This window comes from Klebsiella sp. GW_Kp181, assembly GCF_040062315.1.
Classification (GTDB): Bacteria; Pseudomonadota; Gammaproteobacteria; order Enterobacterales; family Enterobacteriaceae; genus Klebsiella; species Klebsiella oxytoca.
Genome location: NZ_JBEAFR010000083.1, coordinates 97,011 through 121,083, shown reverse-complemented (window position 1 = coordinate 121,083; position 24,073 = coordinate 97,011). Strand labels below are relative to the sequence as shown.

The window sequence follows — 24,073 nt, the reverse complement described above, 5'->3', positions numbered from 1 at the left end:
AGAGATATGTTTGATTTACTCCTGCGCCGTGCGCGCCTCGTCGACGATACCCTGACCGATATCGCCATCCGGGACGGTAAAATAGCGGCGCTTGGCGAGATTAGCGCGCCTGCGCGCAAAACCCTTGAACTGGACAGCCGCTATTACGTCAGCGCAGGCTGGATTGACTCTCACGTTCACTGCTATCCGAACTCGCCGATTTACCATGATGAGCCGGACAGCGTGGGGGTTGCTACCGGCGTGACCACCGTGATTGACGCGGGCAGCACCGGTGCGGACGACGTTGATGACTTCTACCAACTGACCCGTAAAGCCGCGACCGAGGTTTATGCCCTGCTTAACATTTCCCGCGTCGGGCTGATTGCCCAGAATGAACTGGCCAATATGGCGAATATCGACGCAGAGGCGGTGAAGCAGGCGGTCAACCGCTACCCGAACTTTATCGTCGGCCTGAAGGCGCGGATGAGCAGCAGCGTGGTGGGTGAAAACGGCATTACGCCGCTGGCGCGCGCAAAGGCAATTCAGCAGGAAAACGGCGGCCTGCCGCTGATGGTGCATATCGGCAACAATCCGCCCGAACTGGATGAAATCGCCGATCTGTTGACCTCCGGCGACATTATTACTCACTGCTATAACGGCAAGCCCAACCGCATTCTGACGCCGTCCGGCGAGCTGAAGAGTTCGATTACCCGCGCGCTACAGCGCGGCGTGCGCCTTGATATCGGCCACGGCACCGCCAGCTTCAGCTTCGAAGTGGCGCGCCGGGCGATTGCCATGGGCATTCTGCCGCACACCATCAGCTCCGATATTTACTGCCGCAACCGTATCGACGGTCCGGTGCGCTCGCTGGCGCTGGTGATGTCGAAATTCCTCGCTATAGGGATGTCGCTGCCGCAGGTTATCGACTGCGTGACCGCCAACGCCGCGGAAGGCCTGCATCTTTCCCATAAAGGGCGGCTGGAAGTGGGCTATGACGCTGACCTGACGCTGTTTACTCTCGCGCAGACGCCAACGGTGCTGGTGGATGCTGAAAAAGAGAGCCTTCAGGCCGACAAGATTCTGCTGCCGCTTGCCGCCATTCGCGCGGGCAAGGGCTATCTGACCGAACAAGGGAGCGCGGAAAATGCCTTCGATTTTTGAGAAATATGATTTAAAGCAGGTCATTAACACCTCCGGGCGCATGACCATTCTCGGCGTCTCGACGCCGCGACCGGAAGTCGTGGAAGCCGCGATGGCGGGGATGAACCAGTACTTCGAGATGAAAGATCTGGTCAATAAAACCGGCGCGTATATTGCGAAGCTGCTGGACGTGGAAGGGGCGACCGTTGTCTCCTGCGCCTCGGCTGGCATCGCCCAGTCGGTGGCGGCGGTGCTGGTAAAAGACAGCGACTGGCTGCTGGAAAACCTGCACGTGACGCCGATTGAAAACAACGAAATCGTGCTGCCTAAGGGCCACAACGTCAACTTTGGCGCGCCGGTGGGCACCATGGTAGCGCTGGGCGGCGGCAGGCTGGTGGAAGCGGGCTACGCCAACGAATGTTCCGCCGGGCAGCTGGCGGCGGCTATCACCCCGCGCACCGCGGCCATTCTGTATATCAAATCCCACCACTGCGTACAGAAAAGCATGCTCAACGTGGCGCAGGCGGCAGCGGTGGCGAAGAGCCATAATCTGCCGCTGATTGTCGATGCGGCGGCGGAAGAAGACCTCCAGGCCTACTATCGCGCCGGCGCGGATCTGGTGATTTATAGCGGCGCGAAGGCGATAGAAGGGCCGACCAGCGGGCTGGTTATCGGCAAAACCCAATACGTTGAGTGGGTCAAACGCCAGTCGAACGGCATTGGCCGGGCGATGAAGGTGGGTAAAGAGGGGATCCTCGGCCTGACCTGCGCCATTGAACACTATCTGACGGCGAGCAAAGAGAGCGGTGAAGAGATGGTGGCGAAGATGACGCCGTTTATTCAGCAGCTTAATACGCTCGATGGCGTCACCGCGCGCGTGGTCTGGGACAGCGCCGGCCGCGATATCGCGCGGGCGGAGATTAAGTTTGATGAAGCAGTGACCGGCGTCAACACCGGCGATCTGGTCAATGCGCTGAAGCAGGGCGAATACGCCATCTACTTCCGTGGCTATAAAGCAAATGAAGGCATTATTGAAGCTGATGTCCGCAGCGTGAACGCGCAGCAGCTGGAGATTGTCTCCCGTCGCATCGCAGAGGTTTTGAACAAGGAGAAAAACGCATGAAACTGACCCCTAATTTTTATCGTGACCGCGTCTGCCTGAACGTGCTGGCGGGAAGCAAAGAGAACGCCAGCGAGATTTATGAGGCGGCGGAAGGTCATGTACTGGTGGGCGTGCTCTCCAAAAATTACCCGGACGTCGCCAGCGCGGTTGCCGATATGCGTGAATACGCGCAGCGGATTGATAACGCGCTCTCCGTGGGGCTGGGCGCGGGCGACCCGAACCAGTCGGCGATGGTCAGCGAAATTTCGCGTCAGGTGCAGCCGCAGCACGTCAACCAGGTATTTACCGGCGTGGCGACCAGCCGCGCGCTGCTGGGCCAGAACGAAACCGTGGTTAACGGCCTGGTGTCGCCAACCGGTACGCCGGGAAGGGTGAAGATCTCCACCGGCCCGCTCAGCAGCGGCGCGCCGGACGGCATCGTGCCGCTGGAAACCGCGATTGCGCTGCTGAAAGATATGGGCGGCAGTTCGATCAAATACTTTCCGATGGGCGGGCTAAAGCATCGTGACGAGTTTATTGCGGTGGCCGAGGCCTGCGCCCGTCATGATTTCTGGCTGGAGCCCACCGGCGGGATCGATCTGGAAAACTACGGCGAGATCCTGCAGATCGCGCTGGACGCCGGCGTGAGTAAAATTATCCCGCATATCTACAGTTCGATTATTGATAAAGCCAGCGGTAATACCCGCCCGGCGGACGTGCGTCAGCTGCTTTCGATCACCAAACAGTTAGTACAATAGCGCCGATTGCCCCTCCACCCCGGCCCTCTCCCTGACAGGGAGAGGGAGAAAAGCAGAGACGGAGCCTTTTGCGCCGATCGCGCGAAGAAATACCGAACTGCGCCCTCGGCCCTATGGGCGAGGATTAGGGTAAGGGGAAACCTCCACCGAACCATCAAGGAGTCACCATGCCAACCGCTCGTCACCTGCTTGTTGCTTCACTCTCTCTGCTCGCCGCCGGCGCCGCTGCGCAAACCCAGTACGCCTGGGTCGGTACCTACAACCCCAATGGGGAAGGCCTGTATCGCTTTACCGTCGATAACCAGACTGGGGAACTGCGCGATAAAGCGCTGGTCGCTAAGCTACCTAACCTGGCCCAGCTCACCGTTTCGGCGGATGGCAAAACCCTGTACGCCGCCAGCGAAGTGGAAAAGGGTGTGGTGCAGGCGTGGCGCATCGGCAGTAACGGCGAACTGAGTGAGCTGAATCAGGTCGCTTCCGGCGGCGCCGGGCCGGTTTATCTCTCCCTGACTTCCGATGGACGCCATCTGCTGGTGGCAAACTACGTCAGCGGTAGTATCGCCGTGCTGCCGGTGAAAGAAGATGGTAACCTGGGCGAGGCGGTGGACGTGCATCAGGATCAAGGCCCTGCGGGTGCGGAACGCCCGGCGGCAGCCGTTGAAGGCAGTTTTGCCATTAGCGATCATAACGGCCCCCACGCCCATATGATCGCCGCCGATCCCAGCGGTAAGTTCGTTTACTCCACCGACCTCGGGCTGGATCGGATCTATCAGTACCGGCTGGATAACGCCACCGGGAAGCTAACGCCGAACGATCCGCCGTTTATTGCGGCCTCATCTCCCGGCGCCGGACCGCGCCATTTTGTGTTTACGCCGCAGGGCGACGGGCTATGGTTAATTAACGAAGAGGCGTCGACGCTCACTTTCTATCATCTCGATAAGCAAAGCGGCCTGTTGCGCGAGGGGAAAACGGTCTCGGCGCTGCCGGAAGCGTATAAGGGCACCAGTTTTGCCGCCGGTCTGGTTCTGAGCCGCGACGGCAAGCAGCTGTACGTTGCCAATCGACTGCATAACAGCATCGGCCACTTTACGGTGCTGGCAGACGGTAGCCTGCGCCATCAGGACGATATCTGGACCCGCGGCGACTATCCGCGCACGCTGACGCTCGACAGTCAGGGGCAGTGGCTGTACGTCATGAACCAGCGTAGCGACAACATCACCCGCTTTCGCGTCGCGCCGAAGGATGGCAGGCTGACGTTCTCTCCGGACTATACCCCGGTTGGCAGCCCGTCGCAGATGGTGATATCCGCTCAACCCTGAGCCGTAAGAAAAAGGAACTGACATGCGATTTCCCAATCAACGTTTAGCGCAGCTGTTTACCCTGTTGCAAAACGAAACGCTGCCCCAGGAGGAGCTGGCGCAGCGGCTGTCGGTTTCTACTCGCACGGTGCGCGCGGACATCACCGCGTTGAATGCGCTGCTGCAGCACTATGGCGCGCAGTTTATCCTCACCCGCGGCAGCGGTTATCAGCTGGTGATTCACGATTCGTCGCGCTATCAGACGCTGGAAGAGAGTGCGCCGAAAGCGCAGCATATCCCGCGAACCGCGGCGGATCGCATCCACTTTTTGCTGGTGCGCTTTTTAACTTCCGCTTTCTCAATCAAGCTGGAGGATCTGGCCGATGCGTGGTTCGTCAGCCGCGCCACCTTACAGGGCGATATGGTTGACGTACGCGAGCGCTTTCAGCGTTATCAGCTCACCCTTGAGACCCGGCCGCGTCACGGTATGAAGCTGTTCGGCAGCGAGGTCTCCATTCGCGCCTGCCTGACCGATCTGCTGTGGGAGCTAAGTCAGCAGGGGCCGCTGAACCCGCTTATCGGTGAAGAAGCGTTTGATGCCAGCGTACCGACGCTGCTGGCTGGCGTGCTGCAGGAAACGCTAACCCGCCATCACGTTCGCCTGACCGACGCCGGGGAGCGCTTTATTTGCCTGTACGGCGCGGTTGCCGTGCGCCGAGTGAGCGAAGGATATCCTTTAGCCGATTTTAGCGCCGAGGATGTCGCGCAAAACGTACGCGATGCCGCCCGCGAGCTGGCAAATACGATGCAGCAGCTGGCGGGCAAACCGCTTGCTCCGGCGGAAGAGGAGTGGCTGTGCGTCCACCTTGCCGCCCGCCAGGTGCAGGATGTCGATCCGGGGACTATCAGCGCCGACGACGACGAAGCGCTGGTGAACTACATCCTGCGCTATATCAATCAGCAATATAACTATAATTTGCTGGAGGATGCCCAGCTGCATGCGGATTTGCTGACCCATATTAAGACCATGATCACCCGCGTGCGCTACCAGATAATGATCCCCAACCCGCTTCTGGAAAATATCAAACAGCACTACCCCATGGCGTGGGACATGACCCTGGCGGCGGTATCCAGCTGGGGAAAATATACCCCCTACGCCATCAGCGAAAACGAGATCGGCTTTCTGGTGCTGCATATCGGCGTCGGGCTGGAGCGCCATTACAATATCGGCTACCAGCGCCAGCCTCAGGTGCTGCTGGTCTGCGATACCAGCAATGCGATGGTGAGGATGATTGAAGCCATCCTGCAGCGTAAGTATCCGCAGCTGGAAATTGCCGCCACCCTCTCGCAGCGCGAATATGAACAGCGGGAAGAGATCGCGGAAGATTTTGTCATTTCCACCGTGCGCATCAGCGAGAAAGATAAGCCGGTAGTTACCATTGCGCCATTTCCTACCGACTACCAGCTCGACCAAATCGGCAAGCTGGTGCTGGTGGACCGCACCCGTCCCTGGATGCTGAATAAGTATTTTGATGAGACCCACTTTCAGGTGATAGATACCCCGATGGATCAGCAGGCGCTGTTTGCTACGCTGTGCCAGCAGCTGCAGCAGGAGGGGTTTGTCGGGGCGGAGTTCCATGATTCGGTCGCGGAGCGTGAGGCTATCGTCAGTACCATGCTCGGCGACGGGATCGCGTTACCTCACGCCCTCGGGCTGCTGGCAAAAAAGACCGTGGTTTATACCGTAATTGCGCCGCACGGCATCGCCTGGGGCGATGAAACCGCGCATATCATCTTCCTGCTCGCCATCAGTAAAAGCGAGTATGAAGAGGCGATGGCGATCTACGATATTTTCGTCACCTTCCTGCGCGAGCGCGCAATGACCCGCCTTGCCGCCACCCGCAGCTTTGCTGAGTTTAAAGCGGTGGCCATGGAGTGCGTCAGCCGGTTTTGAGATGCGCTGCCAGAGAATGGTATAAGCTGGGTGAAACCGTAAAAGAGCAGTTCAAAAGTCAGCTGGCGGTCGTGCTGGAGAACCTTCATATTGAATCTTCGCGGCTGACCCGACTGCTATAAAATTCAGCTGAAATCAGCGGGATACCGACTGGTGTATCAGGTTCGGGATGAGGTGATGATTGATGGTTTATGTTATTGCGATGAGAAAACGAGAAAAACTAGCCGTCTATCGGAACGTCTATAAACGGCTGTCGCGAGAGGCTATCTCAGGTGATGCACCACCTGATTGCTGCTGCCGCGCCAGATTAGCGCCGGGTCTTTGAGATCCTGCACAAATTTGCCATCAACCAGCACGTTGATGAGATCCACCACCTGCATCTGCGCGTCGTTAAGTTCGCCCAGCTTGTAGCCGGTCCATACCCAGATATCTTTGCCGGGGCACTCGGCGCGAACGCGCTGCACCAGCTTAAGGATCTCCGGCACGTTCTGCGGGTGCAGCGGGTCGCCGCCGGAAAGCGTGATCCCCTGGCGCCTGATGCGCGTATCGTTGAGGTCAGCAATGATGCGGTCGGCGATCTCGGCGGTAAACGGCATGCCGGAGTTCAGCCGCCATGTGCTTTTGTTGTAGCAGCCGGGGCACTCGTGAACGCAGCCGGAAACGAACAGGGTGCAGCGGGTGCCCGGACCGTTAACAATATCTACCGGGTAGTACTGATGGTAATTCATTTTTCGCTTCTCAATTAACGCCATAGCCGTGTTGGCTGCGCTCGCTCACCCCATTCACGTACTTAATGTACGCTCCCGGGGATTCCCTCGTTTACCGCCTTGCTCTGACGCTAATTGCTTTGCGAAAACGGAGGGGCTGTGCATTTGTAAAGGGAACAGCTCCCGGCGTCGCTGCGCTCGGCCGGGCTACGAAAAGCCGCATACGCGGTTGTAGCCCGGATAAGGCGCTTTGCGCCGCGATCCGGGAACGGCTCCTTAGTGGCCAAACGGCTACGGGGCCCCTTCCCCTCTCCCCGTTGGGGAGAGGGGAAGGGGCTAAACCACCTGGAATTAACCGATCTGCCCGTTGCCCAGATGCTTCACGCGGCGCTTCACTTCTTCCTGCTTGCCGGCGTTGAACGGGCGGGCGTCCGGGCTTCCGAGATAACCGCATACCCGGCGGGTTACCGACACGCGAGAGGCATCGTGGTTGCCGCATTTCGGGCAGGTGAAGCCTTTGCTGGTACACTCGAACTCACCGGTAAAACTGCACTCGTAGCACTCATCGATAGGCGTATTGGTCCCGTAATAGGGCACGTGCTGATAGCTATAATCCCACACGTCTTCCAGCGCCCGCAGGTTGTGCTGAATATTCGGGTACTCGCCGTAGCAAATAAAGCCCCCGTTAGCCAGTGGCGGGTAAGGCGCTTCAAAATCGATTTTATCGTACGGGTTCACCTTCTTCTCCACATCGAGGTGGAAGCTGTTGGTGTAATACCCTTTGTCGGTGACGCCTTCGATCACGCCGAACTCAGCGGTGTCCAGACGGCAGAAGCGGTCGCAGAGATTTTCGCTCGGCGTGCTGTACAGGCTAAAGCCGTAGCCGGTCTCGTCTTTCCACTGGTCTACCGCTTCGCGCAGACGCTGAACGATGGCGACGCCTTTTTCACGCAGCGCTTCGCTATCGTACATAGGCTTATTGCCGAACAGCGCGTTGATGGTTTCATGGATACCGATATAGCCAAGAGAAATCGACGCGCGGCCGTTTTTGAAAATCTCCGAAACGTCGTCATCCGCTTTCAGGCGCACGCCGCAGGCCCCTTCCATATACAGAATCGGCGCAACGCGAGCCTTCACTCCTTCCAGACGGGCGATGCGGGTCATCAGCGCTTTACGCGCCAGCTGCAGACGCTCATCCAGAAGTTTCCAGAACACAGCTTCGTCGCCGCGGGCTTCCAGGGCGATGCGCGGCAGGTTGAGGCTGATAACGCCGAGGTTGTTGCGGCCATCGTGCACCTGTTCGCCGTCCTCGTTTTCCCACACGCCGAGGAAGCTGCGGCAGCCCATCGGGGTTTTGAACGAGCCGGTCACCTTCACGACCTGATCGTAGTTGAGGATATCCGGATACATGCGCTTGCTCGCGCACTCCAGCGCCAGCTGTTTAATGTCGTAGTTCGCGTCGCCAAACTTATGGTTCAGGCCGTCGCGAATGGCGAAGACCAGCTTGGGGAACACCGCCGTTTTGCGATTTTTACCGAGTCCCGCGATGCGATTGCGCAGAATGGACTGCTGAATCAGGCGCGATTCCCAGCTGGTACCGAGGCCGAAACCGAAGGTGACGAACGGCGTCTGACCGTTGGCGGTATGCAGGGTGTTCACTTCATATTCCAGCGACTGGAAGGCGTCGTAGCACTCTTTCTCGGTACGGGAACGGGCATAACCTTCGGCGTCGGGGATTTGCCACTCTTCGGCAATTTTACGGTGCTTATTGAAGCTTTCGGTAACAAACGGCGCCAGCACTTCATCGATGCGGTTGATGGTCGTGCCGCCATAAATATGGCTGGCGACCTGCGCGATAATCTGCGCCGTTACCGCGGTGGCGGTAGAGATGGACTTCGGCGGCTCAATCTCGGCGTTGCCCATTTTAAAACCCTGCGTCAGCATGCCTTTAAGATCGATCAGCATGCAGTTGAACATCGGGAAGAATGGCGAATAGTCGAGATCGTGATAGTGGATCAGGCCGCGCTCGTGCGCCATCACTACGTCATGCGGCAGCAGGTGCTGACGCGCATAGTGTTTAGCCACGATACCCGCCAGCAGATCGCGCTGGGTAGGAATGACTTTACTGTCTTTGTTGGCGTTCTCGTTGAGTAACGCCGAGTTGGTCTGCTCAACCAGGCCGCGAATTTCCTGGTTCAGACGACCGCGTTTTTCACGTTGGCTATCGCGGTCGTGGCGATATTCAATGTAGGCACGCGCCAGCTGCTTGTAAGGGCCGGACATCAGCTGATTCTCAACGGCGGTCTGGATCTCGTTGATATCAACCTGGGTACGGCCCTGCATTTGCTGGCTAACGACTTCTGCGACGGTGGCGCAATAGTCTGCGTCATCGACTCCCGCTGCTTTAGCTGCACGTAGAATTGCTTCATTAATGCGCTCTGACTTGAACGGCACTTTACAGCCATCGCGTTTCATCACATGCGGTGTCATGATCACTCCATACTTTTTATAGAACAGGTTATCCACAGAGGCGGAAGGTTAACCGAAGTCCCGGGGCGCTATAGCTGCCGCCGTTTCCCTCCGATCCCGGCCCTTTTTATCCACATCCCATCACCGCCCGGGTACGATGGGTTGTGGTGACATAATAGACTATTAATACAATATGTGGGGCCGGGGCGCATTTTAAGTTCTATATGTAGTGCTTTGCATCAAAGATGTTTGCAATTTTATTGATGCAGAACAAAGTAAAAAGAGGAGAGCAGGAATGATGGGCGCTTGCGCTTAATGTAAATTTATCCGCTTATAAAATAAGCAAAAATGGGGCCTGAACGCAGGAAATTCAGGCCCGATAGGGATAACGTCAGGCGAGCAGCGCGTCGTTAAGCAGGTCGACCAGCAGCAGCAGGGCGTAGCGGGCGGCTTGTGCATTCTCGGGCAGGGGCAGCAGCGCGGAGGCCATATTGCTTAATGAATGGTCGGCGGGAGTGAGGGCGAAAATTGTCGCTTCTTGTACCCGGGCCAGCAGGGTCGCGCCCTGCAAAATCGCATCGGCCTCGCCGGTTGCCAGCACCAGCAGAAGATGATCGTCACTAAGGGTACTGGCTATCATGCGCATCAGGGCGCTGTCCTGGCAGAGATTCATCACGATCCCGATGGAGAGCAACTGGTGCTGGAGCAGCGTGGCCAGCGCAATATCCTGTGCGCCAAGGGCGAAACAGTGTACGGCGCGGGCATTTTGCAGACGCGTGCGCAGCTTTTGCAGCGTAGATTCGGGGGTGCTTACCAGCTGTTGTTCCAGACTTGTGCTAATCAGGCTTAATTTGTCGCGCCACGCGGCGGGCAGCGCGGCGCTCTCTTCGTTTAGCCAACCGGTGCGCCGTTCGCAAGCCTGCGCCAGCTGCTTACGCAAATCACGAATATCCTCGCAGCCTACGGAGCGGGCAAAGCGGGTAATCGTGGCTGCGCTCACGCCAGCGCGCGCCGCCAGTTCATCAATCGAGGCGCTGGCGGTAAAACTTAAATTCTGCAGAATAAATGCCGCGACCTTCGATTCCTGAGCGCTTAAGCGAGTCATGCCTTCCTGTAACTGTCCTACGATATCCATGCTTTCAGCCTCTCTCTGCCACCGCCAGATTGAAAATATTTTTCAAATAATGATGGCTTTTTATACCACTTAATCACGCGTAATGCCTGGGATTATTGCTGATTCTGCTTTTTATGGGCAATTATAAGGGTGAAAAATAACGCCTCGATCACGTACATGAAAAAAAATTTCATATAGCCTTCTTCTGTACCCGCACCTCGCCCTATAGTCGATGGTGCCTGTTTAGCACTCGCTCAAGCAAAACCCATGGGAGGAATTATGCCACGTATTGTCCTGTGCTGCGCCGCCGGAATGTCCACCAGCATGCTGGTTAACAAAATGAAAGCCGAGGCGCAACAGCGCGCGCTGGCGCTGGAGATTTACGCTGTACCCGTCGCCGAGTTTGAGCGCGAGTTGCCCAATGCCGACGTGATTTTGCTGGGGCCGCAGGTGAAATATGAAGCGGCCCGGTTGACGGAGCTTGCTGCCCCGCACGGAAAAGCCGTGGCGGTGATCGACATGGCGGATTACGGCATGATGCGCGGGGCCGCCGTACTGGATAAAGCGCTCGCTCTGCTGAACCACTAACGCTTTCCCATCAACGCGTTCATTTCGCAAAGCCACTGCGGCCTTGCTCGGGGATCTGTACGCCAAAAATGAGGCCACTATGCAAGCATTGAAAATAGCTGTAATCGGCGGCGGCAGCAGCTATACGCCGGAACTTATCGAAGGCATCATCCTTCGCCATCAGCAGATTCCGGTCACGGAGCTGGCGCTGGTCGATGTTGACGCCGGGCGCGAGAAAGTGGCGATTATCGCCGCGCTGACCCAGCGTATGTTTAAGCGCCATGGCCTCGAACAGGTTAAGGTCAGCGTGCATTTCAGCCTGGATGAGGCCATTCGCGGCGCTAAATTTGTGCTGACTCAGCTGCGGGTTGGTCAGCTGGCGGCGCGGGCGGCGGATGAGCGTCTGGGGCTGAAGTATCAGCTGCTGGGCCAGGAAACTACCGGCGTCGGCGGATTTGCCAAAGCGCTGCGCACTATTCCGGTGATTTTACAGGTTGCCCGCAAGGTGGAAGCGCTGGCGCCCGATGCCTTTATCCTCAATTTTACCAATCCGGCCGGGATTGTGACGGAAGCGGTGAGTCGCTACAGCAGCGCCAAAATTATCGGCCTGTGCAACGTGCCCATCAATATGCAGCATATGATTGCCGGAATGCTGGACGCAAAAGAAGAGGAGGTTCGGCTGAGCTTCGCCGGGCTGAATCATATGGTCTGGGTACACAAGGTGATGCAGGGGCGGGAAGAGGTGACCAGCAAGGTCATCGACATGCTGTGTGACGGTCAATCGCTCTCGATGAACAATATTCAATCGCTGCCGTGGCCGGCGGAGTTTCTGCGGGCCCTGAAGGCGATCCCCTGTCCCTATCATCGCTATTACTGGCTGACGCCGGTGATGCTGGCGGAAGAGATTGAAGCGGCAAAAACCAAAGGCACCCGCGCAGAGCAGGTGATGAAGGTGGAACAGGAGCTATTTGATATCTATGCCCGGCCCGATCTGGATGAAAAGCCCGAACAGCTGAGCTTCCGCGGCGGTGCGTACTACTCCGAAGTGGCGGTGGAGCTGATTAACGCCATCTACAACAATCTTGGCAAGGAGATGGTCGTCAACACCCGCAACAACGGCGCGATTCACGGCTTCGATGATGATGCGGTGGTGGAAATTAACAGCATTATTGACGCGCAGGGCGCACGACCGCTGGCCTTTGGCGCGCTGCCGCCGATCATGAACGGACTGACGCAACAGGTGAAAGCCTTCGAGCGCTTGACGATTGAGGCCGCGGTCCACGGCTGCCGGGATAGCGCGCTGCTGGCGCTGGTGAGTAACCCGCTGGTCGGGAATGTGACCGATGCCCGGGCGCTGCTTGATGAGGTGTTAACCATCAACCGCCCCTGGTTAACGCAGTTTAACTAAACTTTTCCGCCTTCGGGGATACCATTATGTCTCGTACTTCATTTATTGAACGCTATGTCATGCCCGCCGCGCTGAAAATCGGCGGGCAGAAGCATGTCCTGTCGGTACGTGACGGCATTATCCTTAATATGCCGTTTATGCTGATCGGTTCGTTTTTCCTGATATTCGCTTATCTGCCGATCCCCGGTTATGGTGAGCTGATGGCCAGCGTGTTTGGCGATGCCTGGCGCGATAAGATGCTGTACCCGGTCAAAGCGACCTATGACATCATGGCGCTGCTCTCCGCCTTCGGCATTGCCTACCGGCTGGCGGAGAAATATCGCACCCTGGATCCGCTAAGCGCCGGGGCGATGTCGCTGGTGGCGTTTGTGATGACGATCCCCCAGGTGACGCTCTTTACGCCGGCAGACGGTTCAGCGGCGCAAATCGTCAAAGGCGTGCTGCCGGTGGGGATGATTGGCAGCCAGGGACTGTTTGTGGCGATTGTGATTTCGCTGCTCTCTACAGAGATTTATCGCCTGGTGGCCAGCCGTAATCTGGTGATCCGCATGCCGGACGGCGTACCGCCCGCGGTGGCGAAATCTTTTCTCGCCCTGATCCCCGGTTTCTGCGTGCTGGCCGTGGTGCTGGCGCTGCGCCTGATCGTTGAAGCTTCGCCGTTCGGCGATATCAATAGCATGATTACCACCCTTATCGGTATTCCCATGTCGCACGTCGGCGGTTCGCTGCCGGGGATGATTATCTCGGTGATCCTGATTGGTATCCTGTGGACCCTGGGGCTGCACGGCGACACCATTGTGCTGGTGTTTATTCGCCCGGTCTGGCTGTCGAATATGTCGGAAAACCTGGAAGCGTTTCAGAATGGACTGCCGATCCCGCATATCATTACCCAGCAGTTTTATGATCTGTGGATTGCGCCCGGCGGTACCGGTGCGCTGCTGGGGCTGGTGATTTTTATGCTGCTGCGCAGCCGTAGCCAGCAGATGAAACAGCTGGGAAAAATCGCCGCGCCGGGGGCGCTGTTTAATATCAGCGAGCCGATGGTATTCGGCATTCCGCTGGTGATGAACCCGTACTTCTTCTTGCCGTTTATTTTGACGCCGGTCCTGCTGGTGATTGTCTCGTATACCGCGATGGCCACCGGGCTGGTGATGAAGCCGGCGGGGATTGCGCTGCCGTTTACCACGCCTATTTTTATGAGCGGCTATCTGGCGACCGGAGGGCATATTTCCGGCGCGGTGCTGCAGGTGGTGAACCTGGCGATCTCGCTGGTGATCTATTATCCGTTCTTCCGGGTATGGGATCGCCTGAAGGCGAAAGAAGAGCAGGCGTCCGCGCAGCCGGAGGCCAGCGCGACGCTGTCGGCGGCTGACCGTATTTAAAGCGTATTCCCGGAGGCGGCGCTTGACGCGCCTGCCCGGGCTACCGGCCCGCAGACGGCTGTGAATCGGTAGCCCGGCTAAGCGTAGCGCAAGCCGGGGAGGGGGTTACGCCTGCAGCCACCATACCGCTTCAAACGGGCGCAGGGTCATATCGGCAGGGCGGTTCGCCACTTCCGCGTAGTTGCTCATGAGCGTCCGCCAGTCGCCGCTCATGGCTTCCGGCTGCCAGCGCTGGAACTCGCGGCTCAGGTTCGCCACGACGACCAGCGTTTGTCCCTGCCACTGACGGCGGTAGCACCACAGCGACGGATGTTCCGGCAGCAGGTCCTGGTAATCGCCCCAGGTCAGCACCGGCGTGCTCTTGCGCAGCGCAATCAGCTGCTGATAGGCATAAAACACGGATTCCGGGTCCGCCAGCGCTGCTTCGGCGTTAATCTCGCGATAGTTGTCGCACAGCGCAATCCACGGCTCGCCTGCGGTGAATCCGCCGTTTTCACCGCGGTTCCACTGCATGGGCGTGCGGCTGTTATCGCGCGATTTACTGGCCAGAATCGCCAACAGTTCATCCGCGTTCCGGCCCTGAGCCGCGCGTTCGATATACATGTTGTGGCTCTCAACGTCGCGATAATCGGTGATGCGCGTAAAGTGCGGATTAGTCATGCCAATCTCTTCGCCCTGATAAATATAGGGCGTGCCCTGCATGCCGTGCAGCACCATCGCCAGCATTTTCGCCGCCGGGACGCGGTATTCCCCTTCATCACCGAAACGGGAGACGATGCGCGGCTGATCGTGATTACACCAGAACAGCGCGTTCCAGGCGCGATTGTGCATTCCCTGCTGCCAGTGCCTGAACAGTGATTTCAACGCCACGAAATCCGGGCGCGCCAGCTCCCACTTTTTACCGCCAGGATAGTCTACCTTCAGGTGGTGGAAGTTAAAGGTCATCGATATTTCGCTGCCGTCGAGCGCCGCGTACTTCTGGCAATGCTCAAGGGTGGTAGAGGACATTTCGCCCACCGTCATCAGGTTGCGCGGGGTAAAGACATCGCGGCTCATCTCCTGCAAAAATTCGTGCGCTCGCGGACCGTCGGTATAAAAGCGGCGGCCGTCGCCCGCGGTATCGGACGGGAAGGTCTGGTCTTTGGAGATAACATTGATCACGTCGAGGCGCAGGCCATCGACGCCGCGATCGGCCCAGAATTCGCAGACTTTTTTCAGCTCCGCGCGCACCGCCGGATTTTCCCAGTTCAGATCCGCCTGCTCAACGGCGTACAGATGCAGATAGTACTGCTCGCTTTCGGCGTGCCACTGCCAGGCGTTGCCGCCAAACTTAGATTGCCAGTTGTTCGGCGGCGTGGTCGGTTCGCCGTCGCGCCAGATATAGAACTGACGATACGGGCTCTCTTTGTTGAGCGCTTCGCGGAACCAGGCGTGCTCGGTCGATGTGTGGTTCAGCACCATATCCAGCACGATACGAATTCCTCGCGCCTTCGCCTGGGCCACCAGCTCGTCGAAATCGTCGAGCGTGCCGTAGGCGGGATCGATAGCGGTATAGTTGGCCACATCGTAGCCGTTATCCACCTGCGGCGAGACGTAAAACGGCGTCAGCCAGATAGCGTCAACGCCGAGCTTTTGCAGATAGTCGAGGCGGGAGGTGACGCCGCGCAAATCGCCGGTGCCGGTCCCGGTGGTGTCCTGGAAACTCTTTGGATAGATTTGATAAATAACGCCGTTTTGCCACCAGAGGGGAAGGGTATTCATATTGCGTTCCTGCTACAAAAAAGGGGGGCGACAGCGCGCCCCGGAAATAAGACGTCAGACAATCTGTAAGGTGCCCTGGCGAAATTTGCGCTGGTAAACGACCGTCGTCAGGACAATCGGCACAATCACGGCAATGGCCATCGCCAGTGCGTAAACCTGCCAGTAGGTGGGTTGAATAGAGAGAATGCCCGGCAGGCCACCGACGCCGATGCCGTTGGCCATCACACCGTTCAGTCCGCACAGCAGCCCGGCAAGACCGGAGCCGACCATCGCGCAAAGCATCGGGAAGCGGTATTTCAGATTGATACCGTACATAGCGGGTTCCGTCACGCCGAGATAGGCGGAAATGGCGGCCGGAACGGAGATTTCGCGTTCGTTCTGTTTACGGCTGGCGATGATTATCCCCACCACTGCCGACGCCTGAGCGATGTTGGACAACGCAATCAGCGGCCATACCGGCGTACCGCCCATGCTTTGAATCATCTGCATATCGATGGCGAGCGTGGTCTGATGGACTCCGGTGATCACCAGCGGGGCGTACAGGAAGCCGAACAGCGCGGCGCCAATCGGCGCAAAGCTGCCGGTTAAAAGATGACGCACGGCCCAGGCCACGCCGTCGCCAATCATGCGGCCAACCGGTCCGATAAAGGCGTGCGCGAGGAAGACCGCCAGGATCAGCGAACAGACCGGCACGATCACCAGGTAAAGATAGTCAGGCACGATGCGTTTCAGCCGCGTTTCAATAAAGCCGAGCGCCAGCCCCGCCATCAAGGCCGGAATCACCTGCGCCTGGTAGCCGACTTTCTCAATCGTAAACAGGCCGAAGTTCCATACCTCCGGCACCTGCTGACCCAGCAGGTAGGCGTTCATCAGCTGCGGAGAAACTAACGTAACGCCCAGCACGATGCCGAGGATCGGCGTGCCGCCTATTTTCTTTACCGCAGACCAGCAGATACCCACCGGCAGGTAGAAGAAGATCGCCTCGCCAATCAGCCACAGGAAGTCATAAAGGGTTTTCAGCGACGGATGCATCTGCGCCAGCGTCTGGCCGTTGCTCATTGGCAGATCGCCGATCACGTTGCGGAAGCCTAAGATCAGGCCGCCGCTGATCAGCGCAGGTAGCAGCGGGAAGAAGATCTCCGCGAAATGTGAAATGAGCTGTTCATGCCACTTCATATTCTGGCGTGCGGCTTTTTTGGCCTGCTCTTTATCCGCGCTGGCCTGGCCGGTGGTCGCCAGTAGCGCTTTATAGTAGTCGCCAACCTCGGTACCGATCACCACCTGGAACTGACCGGCGTTGGTAAAGCAGCCCTTCACCATGCGTAGTTGTTCAATTTCTTTCGGTTTGGCAATGGCTGGATTATTCAGCACAAAGCGCAGACGGGTAATACAGTGGCTGACGGTGGCGATATTATCGCGTCCGCCCACCAGTTCGATAAGTTTATCGATGTCCTGCTGATTTACTTTACTCATGATGAGGCCTCATGACCGAGGGGAGAGGTTGCATTTAACTTGCAGCGGATCCTACTCGCTCCGTTTGAATTGCAAAATGGGAACGTTCCCGAAACGCAGCGAAGATCACATAAATCGTTAAGACTGGCTTAATTCAGTACGGCGGGAATGACGATTTGACGAGGCTCCCGACTGCCGGCGATCTGCTCGATCAGCTGCTTAGCCGCCTGGCGTCCGGACTCGGCGTAGCCGGGATCGACGGTCAGGATCTCCGGGTGGAGAAATTTCATCAGCGGCGTGCTGCCGACGCTGGCAAGCTGGAGATGATCGATACCCTGTTGCTGGAGATATTTGCTGGCCCCCAGCGCGAGGGTGTCGGTGGCGCAGACCAGCGCGCTGGTTTCAGCCGACAGCAGGCAGACGACGTTTTCGTAGCCCTGCTTCATGCCCAGGCCCGGCAGCGCGGCAAGGGGCGAGAGGTGCTTTTGACGGCAGAAATCGAGGTAGGCCTGGTGGCGGCGCTGCCCGGTGGTGACGTCGCTGTGCGGAACGCCGAGGAAGCTAATGTGGCGATGCCCGCGATCGTACAGGCGCTGCATCAGCATCCTGATCGACCCTTCATCGTCATAGCACACGGAGGCGATGCCCGGCGCGTCGCGGGCCAGCAGCACCAGCGTCTCCCGCCACGGGGTGAGCATCTCTTCATGGATGCCGGTAAAACCAAACAGCACCACGCCGTCGATATTGCGCCGGGCGAGCATGCCGAGATGCTCCTCTACCAGCGCCGGGGAGAACTGGCTTTCCATCATAATCGGATCGTAGCCCTGCTCGTAAAAGGCGGGCAGCATGGTCTGGACGGCAAGGTTTTCCGACAATGAATCCAGACGCGTGACGATAATCGCCACCACTTTGTCGCTTTGGCCGCGCATCGCCCTGGCAGAACGAGAGGGTGAAAAACCGTGCTGCTGCATCACCGCTTCGACTCGCTCGCGAGTGCGTTCGCTAACGCCGCTTTCGTTATTAAGCACGCGCGATACCGTCGATTTCCCGACGCCGCTTAAGCGCGCGATATCTTTGATGGTCAGCCGGTTTTGCATGCAGGGTTCTCGTTGTAGTCCGCTTAAAGTGAGCCTAATGCTACTCAACGAAACCACAATGAGCAAAGTCTGGTTTACGTCTGGTTTAGTTGCCGGGGGGTATCATCGCCATAATAGCCACAAATAGATTATCGGTGACGTTATAATTCGCGCCGTTTGTATTCATTTACCGGAGATTTTATGGACCCCGATCCCACTCCTCATCCTCGATGGAGCTACCACTTTTTCCGGTAAATCTGCTTAGCGCTGCTTTACCGGAAGCGTAAAGCAGCGATGTCTTTGATGTCCCTGCCATAAAAATAATATGCCTGACAGGTAAGGTTGACTTGCGCCTGTCGTTAGCGCTGCGTTCGCTCGTGCGAGCGCGGAGGGACCGTTTATGTTGAAAAATTTTACCCGCCAGCTGTTCGCCCAGCTTGGCCGCCATTTACCGCATCGTTTAGTCCAGCGCGATCCGCTTCCTGATGCCCGCAATATGGCGAGCGCGCCGATCCCCGATTCTCTTGGCAAGCAGTGCCTGAACGTCGCGGCAATGGATGAGAACGAAATCTGGCGCGCTTTCGCCAGCCATCCGGAAGGGCTCAATGCAGGCGAAGTGGCGCAGAAAATCGCCCGGTATGGCGAAAACCAGATCCCGGCGCAGAAGCCGTCACCCTGGTGGGTGCATCTGTGGAGCTGCTATCGCAACCCCTTCAACCTGCTGTTGACCGTCCTGGGTATCGTCTCCTACTCGACGGAAGATCTGTTTGCCGCGGCGGTCATCGCCCTGATGGTGGGGATCTCCACGCTGCTGAACTTTATCCAGGAAGCCCGCTCGACCAAAGCGGCGGACGCCCTGAAGGCGATGGTCAGCAATACCGCGACGGTACTGCGGGTGGTGAATGAGCAGGGTGAAAGCCGCTGGTGCGAGCTGCCCATCGACCAGCTGGTGCCGGGGGATATCGTTAAGCTATCGGCGGGAGACATGATCCCCGCAGATCTGCGCGTTCTTCAGGCGCGCGATCTGTTTGTCGCCCAGGCGTCGTTGACCGGTGAATCGCTGCCGGTTGAAAAAGTCGCCCGTACCCGCGACCCGCTGCAGACGAACCCGCTGGAGTGCGACACTCTGTGCTTTATGGGCACCAACGTGGTGAGCGGTTCGGCGCAGGCGATTGTTTTCGCCACCGGCGGCGGTACCTGGTTTGGTCAACTGGCTGGCCGCGTCAGCGAGCAGGAAAGCGAGCCGAACGCCTTTCAGAAAGGGATCAGCCGGGTCAGCATGCTGCTGATCCGCTTTATGCTGGTGATGACGCCGGTTGTGCTGCTGATTAACGGCTATACCAAAGGCGACTGGTGGGAGGCGGCGCTGTTCGCGCTCTCCGTCGCGGTGGGCCTGACCCCGGAGATGCTGCCGATGATCGTCACCTCGACCCTGGCGCGCGGGGCGGTGAAGCTGTCAAAACAGAAAGTGATCGTCAAGCACCTCGACGCGATACAGAACTTTGGCGCGATGGACATTCTGTGCACCGATAAAACCGGTACCCTGACGCAGGATAAAATCGTGCTGGAGAACCACACCGATGTCTCCGGCAAGGTGAGCGAACGCGTGCTGCATACGGCCTGGCTGAACAGCCACTATCAGACCGGACTGAAGAATCTGCTCGATACCGCAGTGCTGGAAGGCGTTGAACAGGAGTCGGCGCGCGGGCTGGCGGAACGCTGGCAGAAAGTGGATGAGATCCCGTTCGATTTTGAGCGTCGCCGCATGTCGGTGGTGGTGCAGGAGCAGAGCAACGTTCATCAACTGATCTGCAAAGGGGCGCTGCAGGAGATCCTCAACGTCTCGACCCAGGTGCGCTATAACGGCGACATCGTACCGCTGGACGACACCATGCTGCGGCGCATCCGTCGGGTGACCGACAGCCTCAATCGTCAGGGATTGCGCGTGGTGGCGGTGGCGACGAAGTATCTGCCCGCCCGCGAAGGCGACTACCAGCGCGCGGATGAATCCGACCTGATCCTTGAAGGCTATATCGCTTTCCTGGACCCGCCGAAAGAGACCACAGCCCCGGCGCTGAAAGCGCTGAAGGCCAGCGGTATTACGGTCAAAATCCTGACCGGAGACAGCGAGCTGGTGGCGGCCAAAGTCTGCCACGAAGTAGGTCTGGATGCGGGTGAAGTGGTCATCGGCAGCCAGGTTGAAGCGCTGAGCGATGATGAACTGGCCGAGCTGGCAAAACGTACCACCCTGTTTGCGCGCCTGGCGCCGTTGCACAAAGAGCGTATCGTGACTCTGCTGAAACGCGAAGGACACGTGGTGGGATTTATGGGCGACGGCATTAACGACGCCCCGGCGCTGCGCGCGGCGGATATCGGTATTTCCGTCGACGGCGCCGTGGACATTGCTCGTGAAGCGGCGGATATCATCCTGCTGGAGAAGAGCCTGATGGTGCTGGAAGAGGGAGTTATTGAAGGCCGCCGGACCTTCGCTAATATGCTCAAATACATCAAAATGACCGCCAGCTCCAACTTCGGCAACGTGTTCAGCGTGCTGGTGGCCAGCGCCTTCCTGCCGTTCCTGCCGATGCTGCCGCTGCATCTGCTGATCCAGAATCTGCTGTACGATGTCTCCCAGGTCGCCATTCCGTTTGATAACGTTGACGATGAGCAGATCCGTAAACCGCAGCGCTGGAACCCGGCGGATCTCGGGCGCTTTATGGTCTTCTTTGGGCCGATCAGTTCGATATTCGATATTCTGACGTTCTGCCTGATGTGGTGGGTGTTCCACGCCAATACGCCGGAACATCAGACCCTGTTCCAGTCCGGCTGGTTTGTGGTGGGCCTGCTGTCACAGACGCTGATCGTGCATATGATCCGCACGCGGCGGATCCCCTTTATCCAGAGCCGCGCGGCCTGGCCGCTGATCGTGATGACGCTGCTGGTCATGGTGGTTGGGGTAGCGCTGCCGTTCTCACCGCTGGCGGGGTATCTACAGCTTCAGGCGCTGCCGTTAAGCTACTTCCCATGGCTGATTGCTATCCTGGCGGGCTATATGACCCTGACCCAAATGGTTAAGGGCTTTTACAGCCGTCGCTACGGCTGGCAGTGAGCGAGGCGCTTTACGAGCAGAAACAACAAAGGCAGCCACGGGCTGCCTTTGTTCATACTGTCTACGATTAGCGACGAATAGCGATCGCTTCAATCTCAATCTTCACGTCTTTCGGCAGACGCGCCACTTCCACGCAGGAGCGCGCCGGGAAGGTGGCGTTGTGCTCGGTGAAGAAGGCTTCATACGCAGCGTTAACGGTTGCGAAATCGTTGAGGTCTTTCACGAAAACGGTGGTTTTAACGATATCGTCCACTTTCAGGCCCGCGGCTTCGACGATAGCTTTCACGTTCTCCAGCGACTGACGCGCCTGAGCTGCAACCTCTTCCAGCACGCTGCCGGTTTTCGGGTCTACCGGGATCTGCCCGGAAGTGATGATCATGTTACCCAGATCAACGCCCTGAACGTACGGGCCGATGGCTGCTGGCGCATTTTCCGTCGCGATAGTTTTAGACATGAGTTCTCCTGAAATATTTAAATGTAATCAGACTGGCGTGGGCCATTATAAAGAGTGCTGGCTGCTTTATCATTAAGCAGGCCGCATTTTGCGAAGGAGAAAAGCGGATAACGCAGGGCGCTATCCGCATAAGGCGTGAGCCGCCGGGAGAATTATTGGGCGACTTCGGTCCAGGCCATCGCCCAGTCAGAGCCAACCCCCGGCTCGTACTGGCTGGCGTGTTGGCTCCACTGCACGCAGTAGCCGCTGTAGGGGAACGGACGACATTGGTACACTTTGCCATTTTTAGGCTGCATGACCTTCGTTCCCGCCGTATAGCTTTTCAGGTTATCCGGGAAGGTATAATCGTAGTTTCCCGCAGGCGCTGGCGTTGGTTCGCTCTTCTCTTCCAGCATCAGGTTGATCACACCCTGGCTGATGATGGCGCCCTGCGCATTACTGGCTGAGTAGCGCAGCATATGATGGCCTGCCTGAACGTTGGTCAGTGGAATCGATAACGCCAGAGAGCGATTATCTATCGTTTGCTGGAGACTCCCTTTCTCTGCACCCGCATGATCGCTGACGACGGCGGTGAGATGCATTTCGCCTTTGGCCGCGGCGTTGAAAGTCACCGTTGCTTTGCCGTTTTCGATGTGGGTTACGGCGACGTTGCTGAGGCTCAGGGATTCTTTCGCGGTATCGTCCGCTTGCGATTCGCTATAACTCAGCGTGACGCTTTGCAACGCGCTGCCTTGCGGCGCATACACCTGGTTAACGCCATAGATGGGATTAATGTTGCCACTGCCGTCTTTTACTCCGGCACGCAGGCTATCATGGTGTGCGGTATTAATGACTTCCGCCAAATCGTAAGACCATTGGCTGGATTTCCCTTGCGCTTCGCTGGCAATAGTCAATTCCGTTTGCAGCGAATGAACCTCTCCGCTGGCATTAAAGAAATGGGCAATGACTTTATCACCAGCATGAAGATCTTTTCCGCTCAGCTGACCGGTAAGCTGCGTTGTCCAGAGGGAACTGTTCTCAGCGTCATCGCCGGTACCGCCAAAATCGACGTCAATGGCCTGATAAAAACTATTTGCCGTATCGGCGATTTCCCAGACTGCATAAATAACCTGATAACCGGTACGCTCTGGCACATTACATGAGTGGGTGACCTCAATAGCCGGCGTCATGCCGTTACCGTCAATTTGACAGAAGGGCTTACTTTCAAAATCGCTGCGCGTCAGCGGCTTATTTTGGTCCCAGTTCTGTTTGGTTATGTAATAACGCCAGTTGGTAGTTTTATGGGGGGCAGAATGGTGCCAGATGAAGTTATTTTCCCCGCTCTTTATTGCGCTTTTAGCCCAGCGAGTCGGGCTCTGGCTATCAAGCTGCGAGAAGTTGGCTTTACCCGCGCTGGCCAGCTGACCGTCCGGCGGCATTGCGCCTTCAGGAAAACCGCTCGCTTGCTCAACGCTTTGCGGCTCCCACTGTACTGAACCGCAGTCGCTGTTTTTGCCTGTATTACATTGATAGGCCCGACTGGGCGGAAACGCCACGTAGCCATGAGCCAACGCCGAGGAGGTAAATAATAATGCGGCGGTATATATCGATAATTTCTTCAGTTGCATAATTCATCCAGTGAACAATGATTAATTATTGGAAAGCGTTTATGCAGTGTATAAAGCGAAAAATACCGGAGCAATATCGATGATATTTAATGATGAATATAAATAATGACTCATTTTAGCAATGAGGTGAGACGATCGTAAATGATAATAAACTGAGATAGAGTGATGCCTTTTCAAACGAACATTGAAATGGCAGCCGCGCGTTTAATGTATATGATGCTTTCAGGAACAGGCCCCTTTTCGGGGCTGCTCCTGATGACGCTAATAAATTTAGTTTGCCAGCACGACATGATGTGAAAATTCTTTTTCACAGTATTTGCACTTCAGCGCGATATCGTTTTCACGTTTCTTCACCGCAAAGCTGGAGGACACCGGCTCGGCGTGGCTGATGCAGTTGCTGTTCGGGCATACCAGCACGTTATTGATACGGTCCGGCAGATTCGGTCGGGATTTACCAACGACTTCATACTCATCAATGCGGTTCACCGTGGCCTGAGGCGCATACAGGGATAGCTGGTTGACCTGCTCATCGGTCAGGAAGGTGTTCTCAATTTTGATTAAATCCTTACGGCCCATTTCGCCTGACGGCAGGTTCAGGCCGATGGTGATGCGCTGATCCGTTTCGGTTAGTTTGAACAGCGTCAGCAGCTTAAAACCGACCTGCGCCGGGATATGGTCGATAACGGTGCCACGTTTGATGGCTTCTACCTGTAATTTATTGTCGTGTGTCATCTTT

Annotated in this window: 18 protein-coding genes and 1 pseudogene; 10 read left to right on the top strand and 9 right to left on the bottom strand. The window is 57.3% G+C overall.

Features of this window, described 5'->3' with window-relative positions; genetic code table 11:
* The first annotated feature begins 6 nt into the window (after window positions 1-6).
* The 6 genes and pseudogenes from ABLV11_RS23865 to ABLV11_RS23840 form a co-directional block, all read left to right on the top strand.
* Window positions 7-1,140 carry an amidohydrolase/deacetylase family metallohydrolase gene (locus tag ABLV11_RS23865; protein WP_134883213.1) on the top strand — a complete coding sequence of 378 codons (1,134 nt, stop codon included), beginning with the start codon at window positions 7-9 and terminating at the stop codon, window positions 1,138-1,140.
* Window positions 1,124-2,242 carry a DgaE family pyridoxal phosphate-dependent ammonia lyase gene (locus tag ABLV11_RS23860; RefSeq protein ID WP_004108979.1) on the top strand — a complete coding sequence of 373 codons (1,119 nt, stop codon included), beginning with the start codon at window positions 1,124-1,126 and terminating at the stop codon, window positions 2,240-2,242. Before ABLV11_RS23865 ends, ABLV11_RS23860 begins: the two co-directional genes overlap by 17 nt.
* Window positions 2,239-2,979: a KDGP aldolase family protein gene (locus ABLV11_RS23855; protein WP_004108976.1), complete on the top strand. Its 741-nt coding sequence runs from the start codon at window positions 2,239-2,241 to the stop codon at window positions 2,977-2,979. Before ABLV11_RS23860 ends, ABLV11_RS23855 begins: the two co-directional genes overlap by 4 nt.
* Before the next feature lie 167 nt (window positions 2,980-3,146).
* Window positions 3,147-4,298, top strand: coding sequence for a lactonase family protein (locus ABLV11_RS23850; RefSeq protein ID WP_134883216.1), 1,152 nt, complete (start codon window positions 3,147-3,149; stop codon window positions 4,296-4,298).
* Window positions 4,299-4,320: 22 nt separating this feature from the next.
* Window positions 4,321-6,231 carry a PRD domain-containing protein gene (locus ABLV11_RS23845; protein WP_032728793.1) on the top strand — a complete coding sequence of 637 codons (1,911 nt, stop codon included), beginning with the start codon at window positions 4,321-4,323 and terminating at the stop codon, window positions 6,229-6,231.
* Window positions 6,213-6,484: pseudogene (locus ABLV11_RS23840) on the top strand (type II toxin-antitoxin system RelE/ParE family toxin); the annotation flags it as partial. The gene ABLV11_RS23845 and the pseudogene ABLV11_RS23840, both read left to right, overlap by 19 nt.
* Before the next feature lie 10 nt (window positions 6,485-6,494).
* On the opposite strand, the gene nrdG reads toward ABLV11_RS23840, so the two are convergent.
* From nrdG to ABLV11_RS23825, 3 genes are all read right to left on the bottom strand, one after another.
* Window positions 6,495-6,959, bottom strand: a complete 465-nt coding sequence (nrdG, locus tag ABLV11_RS23835; protein ID WP_163529536.1) for an anaerobic ribonucleoside-triphosphate reductase-activating protein — start codon at window positions 6,957-6,959, stop codon at window positions 6,495-6,497.
* A 330-nt stretch (window positions 6,960-7,289) separates the two neighbouring features.
* Window positions 7,290-9,428, bottom strand: a complete 2,139-nt coding sequence (gene nrdD / locus ABLV11_RS23830; protein WP_163529535.1) for an anaerobic ribonucleoside-triphosphate reductase — start codon at window positions 9,426-9,428, stop codon at window positions 7,290-7,292.
* 370 nt (window positions 9,429-9,798) lie between these two features.
* Complete coding sequence (locus ABLV11_RS23825; RefSeq protein WP_004108963.1) at window positions 9,799-10,542, bottom strand: MurR/RpiR family transcriptional regulator; 744 nt, start codon at window positions 10,540-10,542, stop codon at window positions 9,799-9,801.
* Window positions 10,543-10,800: 258 nt separating this feature from the next.
* On the opposite strand from ABLV11_RS23825, the gene ABLV11_RS23820 reads away from it, so the two are divergent.
* The 3 genes from ABLV11_RS23820 (at window position 10,801) to celB (ending at window position 13,878) form a co-directional block, all read left to right on the top strand.
* A complete protein-coding gene (locus ABLV11_RS23820; RefSeq protein ID WP_016809334.1) occupies window positions 10,801-11,109 on the top strand; it encodes a PTS sugar transporter subunit IIB in 309 nt (102 codons plus the stop codon).
* A 79-nt stretch (window positions 11,110-11,188) separates the two neighbouring features.
* Window positions 11,189-12,496, top strand: a complete 1,308-nt coding sequence (locus tag ABLV11_RS23815) for a 6-phospho-beta-glucosidase (RefSeq protein WP_348855894.1) — start codon at window positions 11,189-11,191, stop codon at window positions 12,494-12,496.
* Window positions 12,497-12,522: 26 nt separating this feature from the next.
* A complete protein-coding gene (gene celB, locus ABLV11_RS23810; RefSeq protein ID WP_004108952.1) occupies window positions 12,523-13,878 on the top strand; it encodes a PTS cellobiose transporter subunit IIC in 1,356 nt (451 codons plus the stop codon).
* A 105-nt stretch (window positions 13,879-13,983) separates the two neighbouring features.
* On the opposite strand, the gene treC is transcribed toward celB, so the two are convergent.
* The 3 genes from treC to treR form a co-directional block, all read right to left on the bottom strand.
* Complete coding sequence (gene treC, locus ABLV11_RS23805; protein WP_224329675.1) at window positions 13,984-15,639, bottom strand: alpha,alpha-phosphotrehalase; 1,656 nt, start codon at window positions 15,637-15,639, stop codon at window positions 13,984-13,986.
* Between the two features lie 54 nt (window positions 15,640-15,693).
* Window positions 15,694-17,112 (bottom strand): PTS trehalose transporter subunit IIBC, encoded by a 1,419-nt coding sequence (gene treB / locus ABLV11_RS23800; protein WP_004108948.1) that lies wholly within the window; start codon window positions 17,110-17,112, stop codon window positions 15,694-15,696.
* 128 nt (window positions 17,113-17,240) lie between these two features.
* Window positions 17,241-18,188: a trehalose operon repressor TreR gene (gene treR, locus ABLV11_RS23795; protein ID WP_105889552.1), complete on the bottom strand. Its 948-nt coding sequence runs from the start codon at window positions 18,186-18,188 to the stop codon at window positions 17,241-17,243.
* Window positions 18,189-18,567: 379 nt separating this feature from the next.
* Between treR and mgtA the strand changes: the two genes are divergently transcribed.
* A complete protein-coding gene (gene mgtA, locus ABLV11_RS23790; RefSeq protein ID WP_134883226.1) occupies window positions 18,568-21,276 on the top strand; it encodes a magnesium-translocating P-type ATPase in 2,709 nt (902 codons plus the stop codon).
* A 67-nt stretch (window positions 21,277-21,343) separates the two neighbouring features.
* On the opposite strand, the gene ridA is transcribed toward mgtA, so the two are convergent.
* The 3 genes from ridA to pyrI form a co-directional block, all read right to left on the bottom strand.
* Complete coding sequence (gene ridA / locus ABLV11_RS23785; protein ID WP_126488256.1) at window positions 21,344-21,730, bottom strand: 2-iminobutanoate/2-iminopropanoate deaminase; 387 nt, start codon at window positions 21,728-21,730, stop codon at window positions 21,344-21,346.
* A 152-nt stretch (window positions 21,731-21,882) separates the two neighbouring features.
* Window positions 21,883-23,337: an N-acetylglucosamine-binding protein GbpA gene (gene gbpA, locus ABLV11_RS23780; protein WP_126488258.1), complete on the bottom strand. Its 1,455-nt coding sequence runs from the start codon at window positions 23,335-23,337 to the stop codon at window positions 21,883-21,885.
* A gap of 270 nt (window positions 23,338-23,607) precedes the next feature.
* Window positions 23,608-24,069, bottom strand: coding sequence for an aspartate carbamoyltransferase regulatory subunit (gene pyrI, locus ABLV11_RS23775; RefSeq protein WP_004098115.1), 462 nt, complete (start codon window positions 24,067-24,069; stop codon window positions 23,608-23,610).
* Window positions 24,070-24,073: the final 4 nt, after the last annotated feature.

Bases quoted from the DNA above. Each gene is read 5' to 3' on its own strand.
- ABLV11_RS23865 (WP_134883213.1), top strand. From the start codon at position 7: ATGTTTGATTTACTCCTGCGCCGTGCGCGCCTCGTCGACGATACCCTG.
- ABLV11_RS23860 (WP_004108979.1), top strand. From the start codon at position 1,124: ATGCCTTCGATTTTTGAGAAATATGATTTAAAGCAGGTCATTAACACC.
- ABLV11_RS23855 (WP_004108976.1), top strand. From the start codon at position 2,239: ATGAAACTGACCCCTAATTTTTATCGTGACCGCGTCTGCCTGAACGTG.
- ABLV11_RS23850 (WP_134883216.1), top strand. From the start codon at position 3,147: ATGCCAACCGCTCGTCACCTGCTTGTTGCTTCACTCTCTCTGCTCGCC.
- ABLV11_RS23845 (WP_032728793.1), top strand. From the start codon at position 4,321: ATGCGATTTCCCAATCAACGTTTAGCGCAGCTGTTTACCCTGTTGCAA.
- nrdG (WP_163529536.1), bottom strand. From the start codon at position 6,959: ATGAATTACCATCAGTACTACCCGGTAGATATTGTTAACGGTCCGGGC.
- nrdD (WP_163529535.1), bottom strand. From the start codon at position 9,428: ATGACACCGCATGTGATGAAACGCGATGGCTGTAAAGTGCCGTTCAAG.
- ABLV11_RS23825 (WP_004108963.1), bottom strand. From the start codon at position 10,542: ATGGATATCGTAGGACAGTTACAGGAAGGCATGACTCGCTTAAGCGCT.
- ABLV11_RS23820 (WP_016809334.1), top strand. From the start codon at position 10,801: ATGCCACGTATTGTCCTGTGCTGCGCCGCCGGAATGTCCACCAGCATG.
- ABLV11_RS23815 (WP_348855894.1), top strand. From the start codon at position 11,189: ATGCAAGCATTGAAAATAGCTGTAATCGGCGGCGGCAGCAGCTATACG.
- celB (WP_004108952.1), top strand. From the start codon at position 12,523: ATGTCTCGTACTTCATTTATTGAACGCTATGTCATGCCCGCCGCGCTG.
- treC (WP_224329675.1), bottom strand. From the start codon at position 15,639: ATGAATACCCTTCCCCTCTGGTGGCAAAACGGCGTTATTTATCAAATC.
- treB (WP_004108948.1), bottom strand. From the start codon at position 17,112: ATGAGTAAAGTAAATCAGCAGGACATCGATAAACTTATCGAACTGGTG.
- treR (WP_105889552.1), bottom strand. From the start codon at position 18,188: ATGCAAAACCGGCTGACCATCAAAGATATCGCGCGCTTAAGCGGCGTC.
- mgtA (WP_134883226.1), top strand. From the start codon at position 18,568: ATGTTGAAAAATTTTACCCGCCAGCTGTTCGCCCAGCTTGGCCGCCAT.
- ridA (WP_126488256.1), bottom strand. From the start codon at position 21,730: ATGTCTAAAACTATCGCGACGGAAAATGCGCCAGCAGCCATCGGCCCG.
- gbpA (WP_126488258.1), bottom strand. From the start codon at position 23,337: ATGCAACTGAAGAAATTATCGATATATACCGCCGCATTATTATTTACC.
- pyrI (WP_004098115.1), bottom strand. From the start codon at position 24,069: ATGACACACGACAATAAATTACAGGTAGAAGCCATCAAACGTGGCACC.